Origin of the sequence: Brevibacterium atlanticum (assembly GCF_011617245.1) — a bacterium.
Lineage (GTDB): Bacteria > Actinomycetota > Actinomycetes > Actinomycetales > Brevibacteriaceae > Brevibacterium > Brevibacterium atlanticum.
In genome coordinates, this window is record NZ_CP050152.1 from 3,005,692 (window position 1) to 3,022,869 (window position 17,178).

General features: G+C 66.7%; 15 protein-coding genes. 10 read left to right on the forward strand and 5 right to left on the reverse strand.

The window, feature by feature from the left end; all coding sequences use genetic code 11:
* Window positions 1-24 precede the first annotated feature (24 nt).
* From GUY23_RS13455 to prfB, 4 genes are all read right to left on the reverse strand, one after another.
* Window positions 25-1,254, reverse strand: a complete 1,230-nt coding sequence (locus GUY23_RS13455) for a M23 family metallopeptidase (RefSeq protein ID WP_166973087.1) — start codon at window positions 1,252-1,254, stop codon at window positions 25-27.
* Window position 1,255: 1 nt separating this feature from the next.
* Window positions 1,256-2,170 carry a permease-like cell division protein FtsX gene (gene ftsX, locus GUY23_RS13460; RefSeq protein WP_166973089.1) on the reverse strand — a complete coding sequence of 305 codons (915 nt, stop codon included), beginning with the start codon at window positions 2,168-2,170 and terminating at the stop codon, window positions 1,256-1,258.
* On the reverse strand, window positions 2,167-2,856 hold the full coding sequence (gene ftsE / locus GUY23_RS13465) for a cell division ATP-binding protein FtsE (RefSeq protein WP_166973091.1): 690 nt from the start codon (window positions 2,854-2,856) through the stop codon (window positions 2,167-2,169). Before ftsE ends, ftsX begins: the two co-directional genes overlap by 4 nt.
* 159 nt (window positions 2,857-3,015) lie before the next feature.
* The gene (gene prfB, locus GUY23_RS13470; RefSeq protein ID WP_166973093.1) at window positions 3,016-4,140 is read right to left on the reverse strand and encodes a peptide chain release factor 2; all 1,125 of its coding nucleotides are present in this window, start codon (window positions 4,138-4,140) and stop codon (window positions 3,016-3,018) included.
* Between the two features lie 490 nt (window positions 4,141-4,630).
* Between prfB and GUY23_RS13475 the strand changes: the two genes are divergently transcribed.
* The 8 genes from GUY23_RS13475 to GUY23_RS13510 all read left to right on the forward strand — a co-directional run bounded on the left by GUY23_RS13475 (window position 4,631) and on the right by GUY23_RS13510 (window position 13,414).
* Window positions 4,631-5,854 carry a CpaF family protein gene (locus GUY23_RS13475; protein WP_166973095.1) on the forward strand — a complete coding sequence of 408 codons (1,224 nt, stop codon included), beginning with the start codon at window positions 4,631-4,633 and terminating at the stop codon, window positions 5,852-5,854.
* A complete protein-coding gene (locus GUY23_RS13480) occupies window positions 5,851-6,792 on the forward strand; it encodes a type II secretion system F family protein (RefSeq protein WP_166973097.1) in 942 nt (313 codons plus the stop codon). The genes GUY23_RS13475 and GUY23_RS13480 overlap by 4 nt, the downstream gene beginning before the upstream one ends.
* A complete protein-coding gene (locus GUY23_RS13485; RefSeq protein WP_166973099.1) occupies window positions 6,789-7,727 on the forward strand; it encodes a type II secretion system F family protein in 939 nt (312 codons plus the stop codon). The genes GUY23_RS13480 and GUY23_RS13485 overlap by 4 nt, the downstream gene beginning before the upstream one ends.
* Before the next feature lie 77 nt (window positions 7,728-7,804).
* Window positions 7,805-8,128, forward strand: coding sequence for a hypothetical protein (locus GUY23_RS13490; RefSeq protein WP_166968550.1), 324 nt, complete (start codon window positions 7,805-7,807; stop codon window positions 8,126-8,128).
* A gap of 7 nt (window positions 8,129-8,135) precedes the next feature.
* Window positions 8,136-8,582: a TadE/TadG family type IV pilus assembly protein gene (locus GUY23_RS13495; RefSeq protein WP_228282330.1), complete on the forward strand. Its 447-nt coding sequence runs from the start codon at window positions 8,136-8,138 to the stop codon at window positions 8,580-8,582.
* Window positions 8,575-9,009 (forward strand): hypothetical protein, encoded by a 435-nt coding sequence (locus GUY23_RS13500; RefSeq protein ID WP_166973101.1) that lies wholly within the window; start codon window positions 8,575-8,577, stop codon window positions 9,007-9,009. Before GUY23_RS13495 ends, GUY23_RS13500 begins: the two co-directional genes overlap by 8 nt.
* 1 nt (window position 9,010) lies before the next feature.
* The gene (locus GUY23_RS13505; protein WP_166973103.1) at window positions 9,011-9,568 is read left to right on the forward strand and encodes a pilus assembly protein TadG-related protein; all 558 of its coding nucleotides are present in this window, start codon (window positions 9,011-9,013) and stop codon (window positions 9,566-9,568) included.
* Window positions 9,569-9,721: 153 nt separating this feature from the next.
* Complete coding sequence (locus tag GUY23_RS13510; protein WP_166973105.1) at window positions 9,722-13,414, forward strand: FtsK/SpoIIIE domain-containing protein; 3,693 nt, start codon at window positions 9,722-9,724, stop codon at window positions 13,412-13,414.
* Here the strand turns inward: GUY23_RS13510 and GUY23_RS13515 are convergent.
* The gene (locus GUY23_RS13515; protein ID WP_166973107.1) at window positions 13,386-14,444 is read right to left on the reverse strand and encodes a GNAT family N-acetyltransferase; all 1,059 of its coding nucleotides are present in this window, start codon (window positions 14,442-14,444) and stop codon (window positions 13,386-13,388) included. The two genes, GUY23_RS13510 and GUY23_RS13515, sit on opposite strands and share 29 nt — an antisense overlap.
* 44 nt (window positions 14,445-14,488) lie before the next feature.
* On the opposite strand from GUY23_RS13515, the gene GUY23_RS13520 reads away from it, so the two are divergent.
* Both GUY23_RS13520 and GUY23_RS13525 read left to right on the forward strand, forming a co-directional pair.
* Window positions 14,489-15,298 (forward strand): purine-nucleoside phosphorylase, encoded by an 810-nt coding sequence (locus GUY23_RS13520; RefSeq protein WP_166973109.1) that lies wholly within the window; start codon window positions 14,489-14,491, stop codon window positions 15,296-15,298.
* A gap of 11 nt (window positions 15,299-15,309) precedes the next feature.
* Window positions 15,310-17,154, forward strand: coding sequence for a phospho-sugar mutase (locus GUY23_RS13525; RefSeq protein WP_166973111.1), 1,845 nt, complete (start codon window positions 15,310-15,312; stop codon window positions 17,152-17,154).
* The last annotated feature ends 24 nt before the right edge of the window (window positions 17,155-17,178 follow it).

Below are 17,178 nucleotides of genomic sequence, written 5' to 3' on the forward strand. Positions count from 1 at the left end.
CAATCCTCACAGTAGTAATTGGGGTCAGGAGATGTAGGGCATGGGGTTGACGTAACCACCGTTCTTCATGATCTCGAAGTGCAGGTGGCAACCGGTCGAAGCGCCCGTCGTTCCCGAGATCGAGATGACGTCGCCCTTCTTGACCTTCTGGCCGGCGTGGACCTTGACCTTCGTGTTGTGGTTGTAGGTCGACGCGATCGAGTCGCCCTTGATCTTGCCGTGGGAGACGACCACCCGGTTTCCGTAGCCGCCGGTCCAACCCGCCCCGACGACGACCCCGTCGCCGGCCGCGTGGATCGGAGTGCCGCAGGGAACACCGAAGTCCGTTCCAGAATGCAGCTTCTTCGCCCCCGTGATCGGGTGGATCCGATAGCCGAACGGCGAGGTGATCGGGTACCCCTTGGCCGGGTTGGCCAACACACCGTCGCCGAAGGTGAAGTTGCCCTTCTTCTCCTGCTCCTTCTCCCATTCGCGGACCTTCTTCGCCAGACGGTCCTGCTCGGCCTTCTCATCGGCGAGCTGCTTCTCAGTCGTGGCCTTGTTATCGGAGATCGTCTTCTCCGCATCGTCCTTCGCCGAGATCAGATCGTTGAGGCTGTCTGCCTTCTTCTTCGCATCGACCTGCGCGGCCTCCTTGGCCACGACCGCCTCGGCGGCTTCGTCCTTGAGGTCGGAGATCTTCTCGGTCACGCCCGACAGGCGCTCCTCGTTGTTCTTGTTCAGCGCGCGCTGCTCCGAGAGCTTGTCAATGGTGCGCTGCTGGCTGCGTACGGCCGAATCCACTCGACCGATCCCGCCGTCGGCACTCGTACCGTCGGCCATCTGCAGAAGCATCGCCAGATCGGAGGTGATGCCCGAGTTCTGGTAGGCCTGACGACCGATCCGCGCGGCCGAGGTCTTGTGCTTGTCGATCTCCTCGGTACCCGACTTGATCGACGACTTGAGGTCCTTCTGCGCGTTCTCGGCCGAAGTCAGCCGCGCAGCCATGTCCTGATCCTTCTCGATCGCCTCGGCCAGCGCATCGTCGGCTGCCTTCGATTCCGCCTCGGCGTCGGGCAGCTTCTCCTGCGCCTCGTCGCGTTCGGCGATGACGCGCGCGAGATCCTCGTCGAGTCCCTCGAATTCCTGCTGTAGCTCCTTGACGCGGTCATCGACCTTGCTCTTGTCGTCTCTGGGATCGGCCACCGCCGAGGCGGTCGGCAGAACCAGCGCGAGTACAGCTGCGGTGACGGCGAGTCCGAGCCTGTGCTTCATCTCAGACCTTCGTGTACTTGTTGAGGGTGATCAGCGAGGAGGCTCCGGCCATGATCACACCGATGACGACGAGCACGGGGGCGATGAGGAGGACGTCCCAGCCGGAGATGAGGCTGAACCCGGTCGCCTGACCCTGCAGCCAGCCGCTGATGCCGTAGTGCACGAGCAGGCCCAGGACACCGGCGGACAGGGTCGCGCCGACGGCCGAGGCGATGACGCCTTCGAGCAGGAACGGCATCTGGATGAAGGTGTTCGAGGCACCGACGAGCCGCATGATGCCGGTCTCCCGGCGTCGGGAGAACGCGGAGAGTCGGATAGTGGTGGCGATGAGCAGCATCGCACACACGAGCATGATCCCGGCGATGGCGATCGCCACGATGGTCGCGACGTTGAGCACCCCGAACAGCCGGTCGAGCAACTGGTTCTGGTCGACGACCTCTTCGACTCCCGGCGTCGAGGAGAACGTCTCCTTGATGATGTCGTACTTCTCGGCGTCCTTGAGTTTGACCCGGAAGGACTCGTTCATGTCGTCTTTGGGCACAGTGCCTTCGAGGCTGGTGCCTTTGAACTGGTCTTGGAAGTGCTCGTAGGCCTCGGACTTGTCCTCGAAGTAGACCTTGTCGACGTAGGGGGCGAGTTCGGAGCTCTCGAGGTCGGCTTTGATCTGCTCCTTCTGATCGCCGGTGACCTCACCGTCGACGCAGTTCGTCGCCTCCGAATCGGACGGGCAGAGGAACACGGAGACCTGCACTCGGTCGTACCAGAAGTCCTTCATCTGCCCGACCTGCATCTGCAGCAGGATCGCCGCGCCGACGAACAGCAGGGACACGAAGGTCACGAGCACGACGGAGAGGACCATGGAGAAGTTCTTCCGCAGGCCGGAGACGACCTCGGAGAGGATGAAACCGGCCCTCATGAGGCCACTCCGTAGGTGCCTTCTTCGACGTCGCGGACGATCTCGCCCTCGCGAAGCTCGATGACACGCCGGCGCATCCGATTGACGATCTCACCGTCGTGGGTGGCCATGAGCACCGTCGTGCCATTGCGGTTGATCTTCTCCAGCACGCTCATGATGTCAGCACTCGTCGTCGGGTCGAGGTTGCCCGTGGGCTCATCGGCGAGCAGGATACCTGGCTTGTTGACCACGGCACGGGCGATGGCCACGCGCTGCTGCTCACCGCCGGAGAGTTCGCTGGGATAGCGCTTCTCCTTTCCATCCAGGCCCACGGTCTCGAGGACGTCGGGGACGAGGGTCGACATGGCCGCGCGAGACTTCCCGATCACCTGCAGCGCGAAGGCCACATTGGCGAAGACGGTCTTGTTCGGCAGCAGGCGGAAGTCCTGGAACACGGTTCCGATCCCCCGCCGCAGGTAGGGCACCTTCCAGCTGGGCATCTTCACCACGGATTTGCCGGCGATGTGGATCCGCCCGGACGTCGGGACCTCTTCGCGGAGGATGAGGCGGATGACCGTGGACTTTCCCGAACCGGAGGCGCCGACGAGAAACACGAATTCACCGCGATCGGCCTCGAACGAGATGTCATCGAGTGCCTTACGTGAACGCGTGTCGTAGGACTTCGAAACGGAGTCGAATCTGATCAAGTCGGTCTTCAATCATGTCGCGGGTGGCTCGGCCGCTTCCACTGTACGTAACAGTTCCGTGATGTCCCGGGAGGCGAGCGGGCGTGTGTTGCGATCTGATGAAGTTCACAGTCGGGCGTTGATGACTTCGGCGACGCCCTCACCGAGGTGGCGCGGGTCTCAGGCCTCGGCCTCCTCGGCGATCTCCTGTTCCTTGCGCCAGCGGATGCCGGCCTCGATGAGTCCGTCGAGGTCGCCATCGAAGACAGCGGAGGGGTTGTTGACCTCGTAGCCGGTGCGCAGGTCCTTGACCATCTGGTACGGGTGCGTGACGTACGAGCGCATCTGGTCGCCCCAGCTGGCTTTGATATCGCCGGCCAGTTCCTTCTTCTGCGCTGCTTCTTCCTGACGCTTGCGCTCAAGCAGTCGTGACTGGAGGACGCGCATCGCGGCCTCACGGTTCTGAATCTGCGACTTCTCGTTCTGCATGCTCACGACCACCCCGGTGGGGATGTGCGTGATGCGCACAGCCGAGTCCGTCGTATTCACCGACTGCCCGCCGGGCCCCGAGGACCGGTAGACGTCGATGCGCAGGTCGTTCTCGTCGACCTCGATGTGGTCGGTCGACTCGATGAGCGGGACCACCTCGACGGCGGCGAAGGAGGTCTGACGGCGGCCCTGGTTGTCAAACGGGCTGATGCGCACGAGGCGGTGGGTGCCGGCCTCGACGGACAGCGTGCCGTAGGCGTAGGGGGCGTTGATCTGGATCGTCGCAGACTTCACTCCGGCACCCTCGGCGTAGGAGGTGTCGAGTTCCTGGACACCGTAACCGCGGTTCTCCGCCCAGCGGATGTACATGCGGGTGAGCATCTGCGCCCAGTCGGTCGCATCGTCGCCGCCGGCTCCGGAGCGCACAGTGACGACGGCTGAGCGCTCATCGTATTCGTGGTTGAGCAGGGTCGAGATCTCGAGCTCGGCCAGCTGATCGCGCAGCTTCCTGATGTCCCGATCAGCCTCTTCGAGCGAATCGGCGTCACCCTCATCCTGCGACATCTCGACGAGGAGTTCGGCATCGTCGATCCGCTGCCCGAACTTCTCGAGCTTCTCCAGAGTCCCCTGCTTATGTGAGAGCTTCGCCGAGGTCTTCTGCGCCGAATCCGGGTCGTCCCAGAAGGTCGGCGACGACGCCTCCTCTGTGAGCTCAGCGACCTCGTCGCGCAGATTGTCCAGGTCGGACACGTCGAGAATCGCCTTGTACGTCTGACGGAGGTTGGCGATTTCGGAAGAGTAATCAGTGGAGGCCATAATGCCTCGATTCTAGTGCATGCCCTCCCCCGGGCAGGAAACGGCGGATGCACGCCCGACGTCGACGAACACCGGAACCCCCGCACAGCCCCGCAGTCGGGCGCCGGCCTGCCGACACAAACCGCCGCACGGGGCGAGAACCACAAGCGCCGCCGGCGGGAGATCTCATTCATCCCGCCGGCGGCGCGGCTCGAGTCGCTTCATCGCGAGAACTGGTGAGGAAAATGTATACCGGAGCGCGCGCCCGCGCAACAGGACCGCCCGCCCCACAGACAGCCTCTGGCCAGCACGGCACTCGCGCACCGATCACACCCTGCCCTCCGCTCTCACTCACACGCAAAGACGCATTCTGTAACTACATCTCTGTCATTAGATAAGCGTCAAGAAAGTTATCCACAGATTCACCGAAACTCTGGATTCTTCTTTCGACTACAGATAGGTTAAACAGCAAATCTCGCTGTCATTTGAATGATCTGGGCAAGGGTTCACTGTGGAAGCCACCGAAGTCATCACCAGCGAGGTCCACAAACGGATCAGGGATCTCGATGTGGACCCGCGCGCTGATGTTCAGCGCTCCCGCGAGCTCATCCGCACCGTCATCGCCGAATACGACGAACGCAGCCTCGTCGCCGATCTTCCCCTTCTCGAGGACAAGGAAGAGACCTTCCGGCATATCGACAATCAGCTCTCCGGCTTCGGCGCCCTGCAGGACTATTTCGACGACCCGCACGTTGAGGAGATCTGGATCAACAGCCCCAGCGAGGTCTTCATCGCCGTCGACGGCGTCCATCAGCTGACGACGACGAAGCTGAGCGCTGGAGAACTCGACGACCTCATCGAGCGGATGCTGCGCACCTCGGGTCGTCGCGTCGACCTGTCTCAGCCCTTCGTCGACGCGATCCTTCCCGACGGCTCCCGCCTGCATGTGGTGCTGCCCGACATCACGCGCAGCCACCCTGCTGTGAATATCCGCAAGTTCATCTCCCGGCCGCGCAATCTCGGAAATCTCGTCTCGAACGGCTCACTCACCCAGAGCGCCGCCGCATTCCTCGACGCGTCTGTGGCCTGTGGAGCGAACATCCTCGTCTCCGGGGCGACGCAGGCCGGTAAGACGACCATGCTCAATGCGCTGGCCGGGTCGATCCCGGCCCGCGAGCGCACGATCTCCTGCGAAGAGGTCTTCGAACTCAACCTGCCCAGTCGCGACTGGGTACCGATGCAGTGCCGCCAGCCCTCCCTCGAAGGCACCGGCGAGGTCACCCTGCGTGCCCTGGTCAAAGAGGCTCTGCGCATGCGTCCCACCCGCATCATCGTCGGCGAGGTCAGGGAAGCCGAAAGCCTCGACATGCTCATCGCATTGAATTCAGGCTTGGCCGGGATGTCGACGCTGCACGCGAACTCCGCTCGGGCCGCGATCACGAAGATCTGCACTCTGCCCCTGCTGGCCGGGGCGAACATCTCCTCGGCCTTCGTCGTCCCCACCGTCGCCGTCAGCCTCGACGTCGTCGTCCACTTGCGACGAGACCCGACGGGTGTGCGCCGAGTCGACGAGATCTGCGCCGTGCCCGGCGGCGTCGAAGGCGACGTCGTCGAACTCGATACGATCTTCCACTCCCCACGCGGACAGCTCGTCCGCGGTCAGGGGTTCGGCCACCTCGGCGAACGGTTCGCGGCCATCGGCCGGGATCTGCACGCCATTCTGGAGGCGGCGTGAGCTATTCGCAGTACGCACTGCTCATCGGTGCCGGCCTCGGTGTCGGGCTTCTGCTGATCTGGATGTCGCTGTGGCAGCGACCGGCCGGGGCGAGGACGCAGCGGCGGTGGGTGCGCGAACTCGATGACATGCTCACCGGGGCCGGGTTTCCTCGCCTGCGACCGGTGCACCTGCTGCTCATCTCGATCGCCGTCTTCTGCGTCGTCGCCGTCGTCGCCACCGTGCTCACCGGGTCGTGGGCGATCGCCCTGTGCTTCGGCCTCTTCGCCTCATGGCTGCCGCATCGGCTGCTGCAGCACCGTGCCCGAGGTCGTGAAGTGATGCGGCGCGAGCTGTGGCCGGAGACCCTCGACCACCTCAACTCCGGAGTCCGGGCGGGACTGTCTCTGCCCGAGGCCCTGAGCTCACTGGCCCATCGCGGACCGGAGCCGCTGCGTCCCCTGTTCGAGGTCTTCGCCGAGGAGTATCGTGCCAGCGGATCGTTCGCCCTCGCCCTCGAACGGTTTCGGCAGGTCAGCGCCGACCCCGTCGCCGACCGCATCGTCGCGGCGCTCAGCGTCACCCGACAGGTCGGCGGCAGCGATCTGGGCACGATGCTGCGTGCCCTGGCGCAGTTCGTGCGCGATGACGCTCGGACCCGCAACGAACTCTCCGCCCGGCAGCAGTGGACCGTCAACGGAGCCCGACTGGCGGTGGCCGCACCATGGGTGGTGCTCGCGCTGCTGTCCACCCGGCCGGAGACCGCCACAGCCTACAATTCGCAGACTGGTCTCATCCTGTTGGCCGCGGGTTTCGTCGTCTCACTGCTGGCCTACCAGGCGATGAAGCGCATCGGCAGACTCCCGAGCGAACCCCGGGTCATCGAAGGCTCCTCACTCAGCGCGGCACACCGCCGCTTCATCGGCGCCGCAGACGAAACCGGCGGGCAGACGGTATGAGCATCCTCGGCGATCCGCTGTCCGTGCTCGCACTCGGACTGCTCAACGGGTTCGCCCTGTGCGCCTTCGTCTTCGCCCTGCCTCCGCTGCGCCGTCCGAGCCTGTCGTCGCGGATCGCACCGTACCTGCGCGACCAGGAGTCCCTGATCGACATCTACGCTCCCCCGACCCCACGCACCGAGGGATTCTGGGGGCTGGCGAAATCGTGGCTGGTCACCTCGACGCTGTGGGTGACCTCGCGCATCACCACGGACGCGACTCTGCGTCAGCGCATCGACCGCCTCGGCGGTAATGCCACGGTCGAACGCTTCCGCATCGATCAGGTGCTCAGCATCCTCGTGGGGATGATCGTCGGCGGCGGACTGGCCGGCCTGATCTCGACACAGCGCGGATTCTCCCCCATCGTCGCTCTCATCCTCATCATCAGCGGCGGCATCGCCGGACACGTGGCCAATGATTGGCGCCTCAGCCAGGCGATCAACCGGCACGAATCCCGCGTCCTCGCCGAGTTCCCCACCGTCGCCGAACTCCTCGCCCTGTCCATCACCGCAGGTGAGGGGATCGTCGAAGCGCTCGAACGGGTATGCCGCACATGCTCGGGCGACCTCATCGACGAACTCCGGTCAGCCCTGGCCGCCACCCGCACCGGAACGCCATTGGTCGAAGCGCTCGACGGCATGGCCACACGCATCGCGATCCCCGAGATCGTCCAATTCGTCGACGGGCTCGCCGTGTCGATGACCCGCGGCACACCCTTGGCCGAAGTTCTCCGCTCTCAAGCCGCTGACGTGCGCGAACAGTCACGGCGGCGGCTGCTCGAGCTCTCCGGGAAGAAGGAGATCGGGATGCTCGTCCCCGTCGTCGTCTTCGTCCTCCCCGTCACCGTCATCTTCGCCGTCTTCCCGTCCCTGACCGTGCTCGACCTCAGCCCGTGACCGCCGCCCCGAGTGCCCCCGACGCACGTGACCACCCCGAAGATCGCTCCGACGATCACCCGGAAGAAGGAGACACCATGTTCCGCCAGTTCAGCTACCGACTCATCCCGTTCCTGCTCGGGCTGATCGTCGGAGCACCCCATCGCCGAGGTGGGTCCACCCGCACCGAGGTGACCGACCGCGGGTTCGCCGCCGAGGTCGATTCCAGGTCGGGTCCTCATCCTGGGGAGGACCCCGATGCCGGCGCCGAGTACGATCCGCCCGACCGCGGAGACGTCCCCGGATGGGTTCTCATCACCTTGATGACAGCAGGGTTAGTTGTTGCCTTGTGGGCGCTGGCCGGGGAGGCCTTCACCTCGATGTTCCAGGACGCGATGAACAAGGTCCGCGGGGCAGGGTGATCCGGACGTGGGCGATGATGACGCGTGCTCACTGCCGGGCGATCCAGATGTGGGTCGCACCGGCGGTCAGGCGTGCGCCGATATGGGTTCGGCCGTTGCCGAATTCGCGCTCGTCGCCTCGCTGCTGGCGCTCATCCTCGCCGGAGCTCTGCAGATCGGGCTCGTCATCCACGTCCGCAACACGGTCATCGACTCGGCGATCGCCGGGGCCCGACAGGCGAGCCTGGCCGACCAGACCGCCCGAGACGGGCAGAGGCTCACCGCCGACCTGATCCGCGTGTCCGTCGGCGAGCGCTATGCGCAGAAGGTCACCGTCTCGACCGCCCGCCGAGGTGGGGCCGAGGTCGTCGAAGTCCGAGTCCGCACCCCGTTGCCCGTGCTCGGACTGTGGGGGCCGGCCGAGGTGTGGGATCTGCGCGGTCGGTCCATCGCCGAGGACATCGACCGTGACTGAAGTCGACGCGACCGATCAGACGGATTCCGGGACCGCTGTCGTCGAATTCATCTTCGCCTCCGTCGTCCTCCTCATCCCTGTCATCTACCTCATGCTCGCGCTCTCCCAGCTGCAGGCTGCCAGCTATGCGACCACCTCGGCGGCGATGTCCGCCTCCCGTATCGCCGCCCGCGATGCGAACCCGTCCGAGGCGAGGGCGCAGGCGGTGGCACAGATGCATTTCGCCGACTTCGGAGTCGGCGACGCACCGACGTCGATCACCTACTCGTGCGCAGGACCCTGTGGACAGGCAGGTTCTCTGATCACCGCACGGGTCGAAACGAAGGTGTCGCTGCCGGGGTTCCCTCTGCTCTTCGGCTCCGCGCATTCGCCGCACATCACTCTGCGGGCAGACCACACCGACGTCGTCGCCGCGGGAGTCGAGTGAGATGTCGAGTGACGAGCGACTTGCGGATGAATCGCTGCCCGATGAGAGGAAGCCGATCGAGGCGAGCGCGGGACTGGGAGAGACGAGTGTGGAATCGAGTGACACAGATGCGGGACCGTTCGAGTCAGATGTGGAGCCGCAGGAACCGGATGCCGGTTCGATCACGCCACTGGCCATCGGCTTCGTCGCCATCGCCTTGCTGCTCGCCTTCCTCATCGCGACTCTGACCGACCTGCACATGGCACGGAGGGAGCTGCAGGGGCTCGCGGACTCTGCAGCCCTGGCGGCCTCGGACTCGTTCGAGCCTGCTCCAGGCGATGATCCCGGACTCGTGTTCTCCCCACCCGCGGCCGAGCGCGCTGCCGGTCGCTATCTGGGTGCCGTCCCGACTCCGCAGGGGATGCACCGTCTGCGGCTGAGCGCCGATGCCGACGGTGCCCATTCGGTCCGGATCCGGATCACAGCACGCTACTCACCGGCTCTGCTCTCACCGTTCGTTCCCGCACTCATCGATCTCCACGCCACCGCCTACGCCCGAGGCGCGCTCCGCCTGGACTGACCGAGACCGCCTTCACCCTGGGCCGACTTCGACGCCGATTCCTGTGGATGCTCATCCCACTCGCGCATGGACACCCTGTGGACGCAACGACCGAATCCACAGGGCGCGTCGGCCCCCTTGACCCTGCCCAAGCAGCGCGGAGACTCTGTGGTCATGAGAACACTCGGACTCGTCCATCACATCGAGACGAACGGAGCAGTCACCAGCACCAGCGTCGAAGCCGACTCGACCACACCGGCACTCGACGTCTTCCGGACTGCCTTCGGCCCGACGCTGGAACCAGCGGACCTCAACGACGGCAACCGGCTCGACGGCCAGGACATCGAGACCATCTCCTGGGGTCGGTGGCAGACCCTCAACCCGATCACGCTCATCGGGGCGAACACTCTGGCCACCGTCGACCGGGCCGAAACGGAACTGGCAGCGGTGTCGGTTCTCGCCGGCCCTGACTCAGGCTTCACGCTCGCCGTCGATCCACGCCGAGCCCGACTGTCTCGACTCTGCCACGACGGTTCACTCACCGTCATCGACCCCTGCATCTCTCGGACACCGGTGCCGCTGCGACTCGATGCCACAAGCTCCCATGCCGCTGTCCACATCGGCGCAACGGTCCTCGCCCCTGCCCCGGGGACGGCCGCGACGGCAGGCACGGCCCCGAGCTCCGGGACTCCGCAGATCCGCTCCCCGCCCTGGGGTCGCAGCGACGACATCCACATCGCCCCGAAGACGATCGCCGACCCCCAGCCGGCCAGACCGCCCCAATGGTGGACCTTCCTCATCCCGATCGGCATCGGCGTGGTGCTGGCCGTGATGACGAGCATGTGGTGGTTCCTGCTCTTCAGCGTCTCCGCGCCGCTCTCCGGCTACGTCGCCTATCTCGTCGAGAAGAAGCGCTTCGCCCGAGACCGCGAGCAGTGCCTTCGCGATCGCGCCGCCGCCCTCGACGAGGCCCACATCCGACTCGACAGCCTCGAAGCCGACCAGCGCCGCACCGCCTACGCCGCCCCGGGCGTGACTCTGGGCTTCGGAACGATCCTCAGCGATCTCACCATCGATGAAGCGCTGCAGGAGGACGCCGACCACGTCGACGGTCGCATCGTGATTGAGGCCATGCCGATCCGCATCGACCCGATGACCACCTCGGTGACCGTCAGTGCAGAAGCCGAGACTCTGCGCACCATGGCCTTCGCGTGGCTGTCCGACTACCGGTATGCCTGGCGGCCCTGCCGCGCGCTCGCCCAGCTGCCGGAAATGGCCGGCACACGATACGCCCCCGATACCGGTGAGCAGACCGCCAGCCCATTGGCCCGAGGCGATGCCGAGGACGACGTCGCCGTCGACCTCAACCTCGACGACACTGCAGTCCCTGCGCGGCTCACGATGACCGGCCCGCGTCCCGCTGCGACGATCTCCCTCACCGTAGGCCCCCTCGCCCAGGCACGCACCACCGCCTCGAGCGCACCCCGTGGGCCGGTCCCCGGTCGTCCGCTCATCGCGACTCTCATGCCTGCCGCCCGCTTCGTCACCCTTCACCGACGCCACCAGTCCGGACAGGACTGCCAACCCTGGCCCAACCACGGTCTCGGCGAGCTCTGCGAAGATGCTCCCGAAGCCATCGTCGCCCGCTGGCAACACCCCTCACCGGGGCCGGTCCTCGTCGGCCGCGGAGCCGACGGCGACGTCGGGATCGATCTGTTCGCGGACGGACCGCACGCTCTCGTCGCCGGTACCACAGGCAGCGGAAAATCGCTCCTCCTCCAGACCTGGCTGCTGTCGATGGCTTTGGCACACCCGCCTCGGCGCCTGCGATTCGTCCTCATCGATTTCAAGGGCGGTGCCACCTTCGCCCCGTTGCAGGACCTGCCGCACACCGACAGTGTGCTCGACGACTTCGACTCGGGCCTCGCATTCCGCGCGCTCGTGTCGGTGCGCGCCGAGATCACCCGCCGCGAACAGCTCCTCGCTGTCAGCGGATGCGCCCACATCCGTGACCTGGCCACGCCGCCACCGCAGCTCGTCGTCGTCATCGACGAATTCCACGCCCTCATGGCCACCCACCCACGAGCCGCTGACCTGCTCGAACACCTCACTGCGCTCGGCCGGTCCCTCGGCGTCCACCTCATCCTCGCCACCCAGCGACCGCTCGGGGTCGTCACCGGGCAGATGAAGGCGAACATCAACATCCGCGTGTGTCTGCGAGTACGCGATGAAACCGATTCCTTCGACGTCATCGGCACCGAGGCCGGCGCCCTGCTGCCGGCCGACAGACCCGGTGCCGCCTGCCTGGACACCGGACTCGGCGTCACCCGATTCCGTGTGGCCGTTCCCTTCGGTGACGATTCCCCCGCCGAGGCGGCTCTGCGCCCACGTGTCCGCCCCTGGCCTGCCGGCCGGGTTCCGAGCCTGCCGGGCGGGGTGAGCGGAATCAGCGTCGACAACATCATCACCACCGCCGTGACCATGAACGACCGGTCACGATCGCAGCAGGTGGTGCTCCCGCCGTTGCCCGGTCCGGACGAGACGGGCGGAGACGCCACCGGGATCATCGACATCCCCTCCGAACAGCGACAGCGGAACTGGACCTATGATCCCGAGCTCGACGGATCGACGATCCTCATGAACGGCGACCCGGAGATCACGGACTCGGTGCTGGTGCGCATGGCACGCGCGGCCGCACCGTCACGGCGTATCATCGCGCTCGGCAGGATCGCCGCCGCCCTCGCCGGAGCCGAGATCAGCTGCGGGATGTCGACGGGATGGACGATGCAGTCCGTGCTCGATCACCTCTTCACCGGACCGATTGGTGTGCCCGCCCCGCCGAGTCTGCTGGTGTGCGGCAACTGGGCGGAACTCATCGATTCACTCGACCACTATTGGGCCGACCTGGCGGAGCGGCTGCTCGGGCATGGTTCACGCTCCGGTCTCGTCTTTCTGCTCTCGGGAGCCCGGAATGCGACGCGCAGGAGTTCGCGGTTCGCCACCCAACTGATCTTCCCGCCGGAGACCGGTGAGGACGGCACCAGCCTCGGGCTCAGCCGACAGCGTTTCGCCGGTACCTGGCCGGAGTTCCGTGCCGTGATCCGCGGCCCCCGTGTGCAGTCGACCGGCAGCGAAGGCGCCGATGTGCAGCTCATCCCAGGCCAGTGTTCTCCGGGCGGTCTGTACGATGTCCGGGAGGGTCCGGAAGCTGCGACTGCTCATGGTGAGACTCCTCGCGGTATCACCCCTCGATGGCAGGGTCTCGACCACACCGCGAGCACGACTATCGGGGACCTCTCAGGCTCGGTCGCCGCCGTCGTCGAACGGTCCAGGCTGCCCATCGGCGTCGACGCCTTCGGTGAGCTCGTCACCTGGGATCCGCAGCGCGACGGCTCTGTGCTCACGGTCCGCGGTTCACCGCAGAGCGGGAAGAGCGAGTTCGCCGCGCTCATGCGAGAACTGGACACGGTCATCGTCCACGACGATGCGCACCAGGAGGAGGAGCCGGCCGATTGGGATCCCCTTGACGGGCGATTCCACGTGCTCACCGTGCCGACGCGTTTCGCTCCCGGCTACGGTTCTGCTCTGTCGAAGGCGCAGAACCTCGGGCCCTTGCTCGTCGTCGGCGTCCACACCCGTCAGGACCTCACCGGTCTGGGACTGCTCCGGCAGTCACCGCTCGACGGACTGGCCGGAACCGGGTGGTTCGCCACCGAGAATCGTGCCCGAGCCGTGCGGCTGCTCACCGCCGACGAGGGCCGCACACTGTTCCGCATCCGGTCCGTGACAGACATCGGCGTCGAGGCAGGACCGCGTCGGCCGGAGCCGTCAAGGCCGATCAGCTCAGATCGGCAGGTGGTCCCGTGAGAGTCTCATAACGGTAGAGTTCGGTGGCCGTCCCCGCCTCGAGCAGTCGGTCGGCGAGTGCCGAGATCACGGGCATTCCGCTCGTGACCTCGATGACGACGTCGGCATCGACCGACAGCCGAGCCAGGAGCAGTTCGGCATCGGCGACGGCCGCAGCGAAGTTCTCGTCGTCGGGGTCCGCGTCCTCACGGGCCTCGAACATCGAGCCGAGGATGAGTTCGGTCGGGGGCTCCTCCGGGGCCTGATCGACGACGGCCTGGCCCTCGCCCTGACCAGCACCCGGCTGGCCTGCCCCCGGCCCGGCACCGGGTTCACCGGCCGACGGCACGGTTCCGGCGGTCTCATCGGCCTCCCGGGCATAGGACACGGCGAAGGCGCTCAGCCCACCCGCCTCGGCGGGCCCGGCAGCCCCACCGAGCAGGGCCGCACCATGGGCACCGGCCGCCTCGGAGAGGAAGGCGCTATTCACCTGTCCGATCGTCAGCGGGCCGACGGCATCGTCACGGTTCACGGCGGTGTACCAGGCGAGGAACGCCTTCGTCAGCTTCACCGAACCGGTCGCCACGATCTCGAGATCCTCGGCACGGCCGCCCCCGGCCGGAGGCAGGGCACCGGCGGGCACCCGGATGACACGGGTCGTCGTCAGCGGGGTGAACCCGAGCGCCTGGGCGAAGCCCTCCCCCGGGCTGCCCGCCTGCACCCTGGTCCGCAGGTCGAGACCTTCGAGCGCAGTGCCACGGGTTTCGGCGCACACAGCCTCGAAGAGCTCGCGTCCCTGACCGTGGCCCTGCTCCTCAGCGGCGACCTCGACGTGCACCCAGGCTCGGTGGGGGTGAAGGGGGGATTCGGCGATCGCGGCGGCTCCGACGGGAACCTCGGGGACCACCTCGGCGATGACGGAGCGGATGAGCGGCGAATCCGAGGAAGGACGGAACAGTGACCTGGCCATGTGCCCGGCCGGGGTGGTCGCGTCGGCGAACACCTCGTTCAAGCGCAGATCGTCACCGTCGCTGAGCTCTCGAATGGGCATGTGTTCGCTCCTTGGGCGGTGGGGAACTTGATAATCTTGGCGTCATGACTGACTTAAGCGATCCTACCGCCGCCGCCCGTGCCGCGGCCACGACCATCAACTCTGCGGCGGGCATCGACTCCCATGACATCGCCCTCGTCCTCGGCTCCGGTTGGGGCGGCGCGGCCGACCTGCTCGGCGAGACGATCAGCGAGGTTCCCGCAGCCGAGGTCCCCGGCTTCCACGCCCCCGCCGTCGAAGGGCACGGGGCGATGCTGCGGACCGTGCGAATCGAAGCCAGCGGCAAGCATGCGCTCGTGCTGGGATCGCGCACCCACTACTACGAGGGCAAGGGTGTGCGTGCCGTGGCCCACGGTGTGCGCACCGCCGCCGCGGCAGGCTGTTCTTCGCTCGTGCTCACCAACGGCTGCGGCGGGCTGAACCGGAATTGGGCCGCCGGCACCCCGGTGCTCATCTCCGATCACATCAACCTCACCGGCACTTCGCCGATCGAGGGCGCGAACTTCGTCGACCTCACCGATCTCTACTCCCCGCGGATGCGCGCGATCGCCAAGGCGATCGACCCGACCCTCGACGACGGCGTCTACGCGCAGTTCCGCGGTCCTCACTATGAGACGCCCGCCGAGGTGCGCATGGCGGGCATCCTCGGCGCCGACCTCGTGGGTATGTCGACGACGCTCGAGGCCATCGCCGCCCGTCAGGCCGGGCTCGAACTCATGGGCATCTCCCTGGTGACGAACCTCGCCGCAGGCATCCAGGAGACCCCGCTCTCCCACGCCGAGGTCATCGAGGCCGGAGCCGCCGCGGCCCCGCGGATCTCCCGCCTGCTCGCCGACATCGTCGCGAAGCTCTGAGGAAGGACGCCATGACCCGCGTAGCCGATCGTTTCACTGCCGGATTCGACGCCGAGGTGGTCCGGGCTTGGATCGCCGATGACCCCGATCTGCAGACCGCGACGACCCTGGAGCACATCCTCGCCGAGGCTGAGGCCGGGGATGCGGCGGCCGTGGCCGATCTCGAGGACCGCTTCGCAGGTCCCCTCGTCTTCGGCACCGCGGGCCTGCGCGGGGAGATCGCCGCAGGTCCGAACCGGATGAACCGTGCCGTGGTCATCCGGGCCGCGGCTGGCCTCTCGGCATTCCTCGCCGAGACCGTGGGCGAAGGGTTCCGTGTCGTCATCGGCTGCGATGCCCGGCATAAGTCGTCTGACTTCGCGGCCGACACCGCCGCCGTCGTCACCGCCGCCGGAGGGGTCGCGATCCAGCTGCCCGAACAGCTGCCGACCCCGCTGCTCGCCTTCGCGCTGTCCCACCTGGGCGCCGATGCCGGGGTCATGGTCACGGCCAGTCACAACCCGCCGGCCGACAATGGGTACAAGGTCTACCTGGGCCAGCGCCCGCTGCAAGCCATCGAATCCGATCCTGACGCCGCCCTTGCCGGGGCCGGGGCACAGATCGTCAGCCCGGCCGATGCCCTCATCGCGGAGAAGATCGCCGCCGTCGAATCGGTCGCTTCGGTGCCGCGTGCCGAATCCGGGTGGGAGCACCTCGATGAGTCCATCGTCGAGCGCTATCTGGCGCGCATCGACTCTTTGGGGGTGCGAGCGAGTGCGGACCTGTCGATTGTGCTCACCTCGCTGCATGGGGTGGGGGCCGGCGTCGCCGAGGCGGCCCTGGCCCGCACAGGGTTCACCGATGTTCACCCGGTGGCTTCGCAGCAGGCCCCGGATCCGGACTTCCCGACCGTGTCGTTCCCGAATCCTGAAGAGGCTGGGGCACTCGATGAGTCCTATGACCTCGCGCGTGAGGTCGGGGCCGAGCTCATCATCGCCAACGATCCCGATGCGGACCGGTTCTCCGCAGCGATCCCCGACTCGTCGGCGGCCGCCGGTTACCGGCAGCTGACCGGCGACGAGGTGGGGCTGCTCCTCGGTGAGGATGCTGCGAACCGGCTTGCTGCGGGCACGCATCATGCGACGGGACCGTTGTCGGGATCTCATGCTCCGGCACCCGTCTTCGCGAATTCGATCGTGTCCTCTCGGGGACTCGCGGCCGCGGCCACGAGCCATGGTTTCGACGCGGTGAACACGCTCACCGGGTTCAAGTGGATCTCGCGTGTGCCCGGACTCGTCTTCGGCTACGAAGAGGCTCTCGGCTACTGCGTCGACCCGGCTGCCGTCCGCGACAAGGACGGGATCTCGGCAGCTGTCACGTTTGCTGCTCTGGCCTCTCGTCTGAAGTCCGAGGGCAGCAGCATTGAGGCCGAACTCGACCGGATCCGGGGCCGCGACGGCTGCTTCGCCACCGCGCCGCTGTCCTTCCGCCTCGACGACGTCTCGCTCATCGCCACGGCCATGGCGAAGCTGCGCGAGAACCCGCCGGCGACGCTGGCCGGATCCCCCGTGGCCGAGGTCCACGACCTCTCCGCCGGATACGACGGCCTGCCTCCGACCGACGGGATCCTGCTGCTCTCGGAATCGAATTCACGGGTCATCGTCCGCCCATCGGGTACGGAGCCGAAGCTCAAGTGCTACCTCGAGGTCGTCGCCGAGCCCTCCGAGCTCGAAGCCGCATCCGAAGCCGACCGACGAGCGGCGGCCAGCGCGGGAGTGAAGGTGCCGACCACCTCGGCGAGTGCCTCACTGGCTCCTGCACTCAAGGAACGCCTCACCTCGATCACCACCGAACTCAAAACCTTCTTCGCCCTCTGAATTACTACCTGACGGCGGCTCAAC

Excerpts from the sequence above, each read along its gene's own strand:
- GUY23_RS13490 (WP_166968550.1), top strand. The coding sequence starts at position 7,805 with ATGTTCCGCCAGTTCAGCTACCGACTCATCCCGTTCCTGCTCGGGCTG.
- GUY23_RS13515 (WP_166973107.1), bottom strand. The coding sequence starts at position 14,444 with ATGCCCATTCGAGAGCTCAGCGACGGTGACGATCTGCGCTTGAACGAG.
- GUY23_RS13525 (WP_166973111.1), top strand. The coding sequence starts at position 15,310 with ATGACCCGCGTAGCCGATCGTTTCACTGCCGGATTCGACGCCGAGGTG.
- prfB (WP_166973093.1), bottom strand. The coding sequence starts at position 4,140 with ATGGCCTCCACTGATTACTCTTCCGAAATCGCCAACCTCCGTCAGACG.
- GUY23_RS13455 (WP_166973087.1), bottom strand. The coding sequence starts at position 1,254 with ATGAAGCACAGGCTCGGACTCGCCGTCACCGCAGCTGTACTCGCGCTG.
- GUY23_RS13510 (WP_166973105.1), top strand. The coding sequence starts at position 9,722 with ATGAGAACACTCGGACTCGTCCATCACATCGAGACGAACGGAGCAGTC.
- ftsX (WP_166973089.1), bottom strand. The coding sequence starts at position 2,170 with ATGAGGGCCGGTTTCATCCTCTCCGAGGTCGTCTCCGGCCTGCGGAAG.
- GUY23_RS13520 (WP_166973109.1), top strand. The coding sequence starts at position 14,489 with ATGACTGACTTAAGCGATCCTACCGCCGCCGCCCGTGCCGCGGCCACG.
- GUY23_RS13485 (WP_166973099.1), top strand. The coding sequence starts at position 6,789 with ATGAGCATCCTCGGCGATCCGCTGTCCGTGCTCGCACTCGGACTGCTC.
- GUY23_RS13505 (WP_166973103.1), top strand. The coding sequence starts at position 9,011 with ATGTCGAGTGACGAGCGACTTGCGGATGAATCGCTGCCCGATGAGAGG.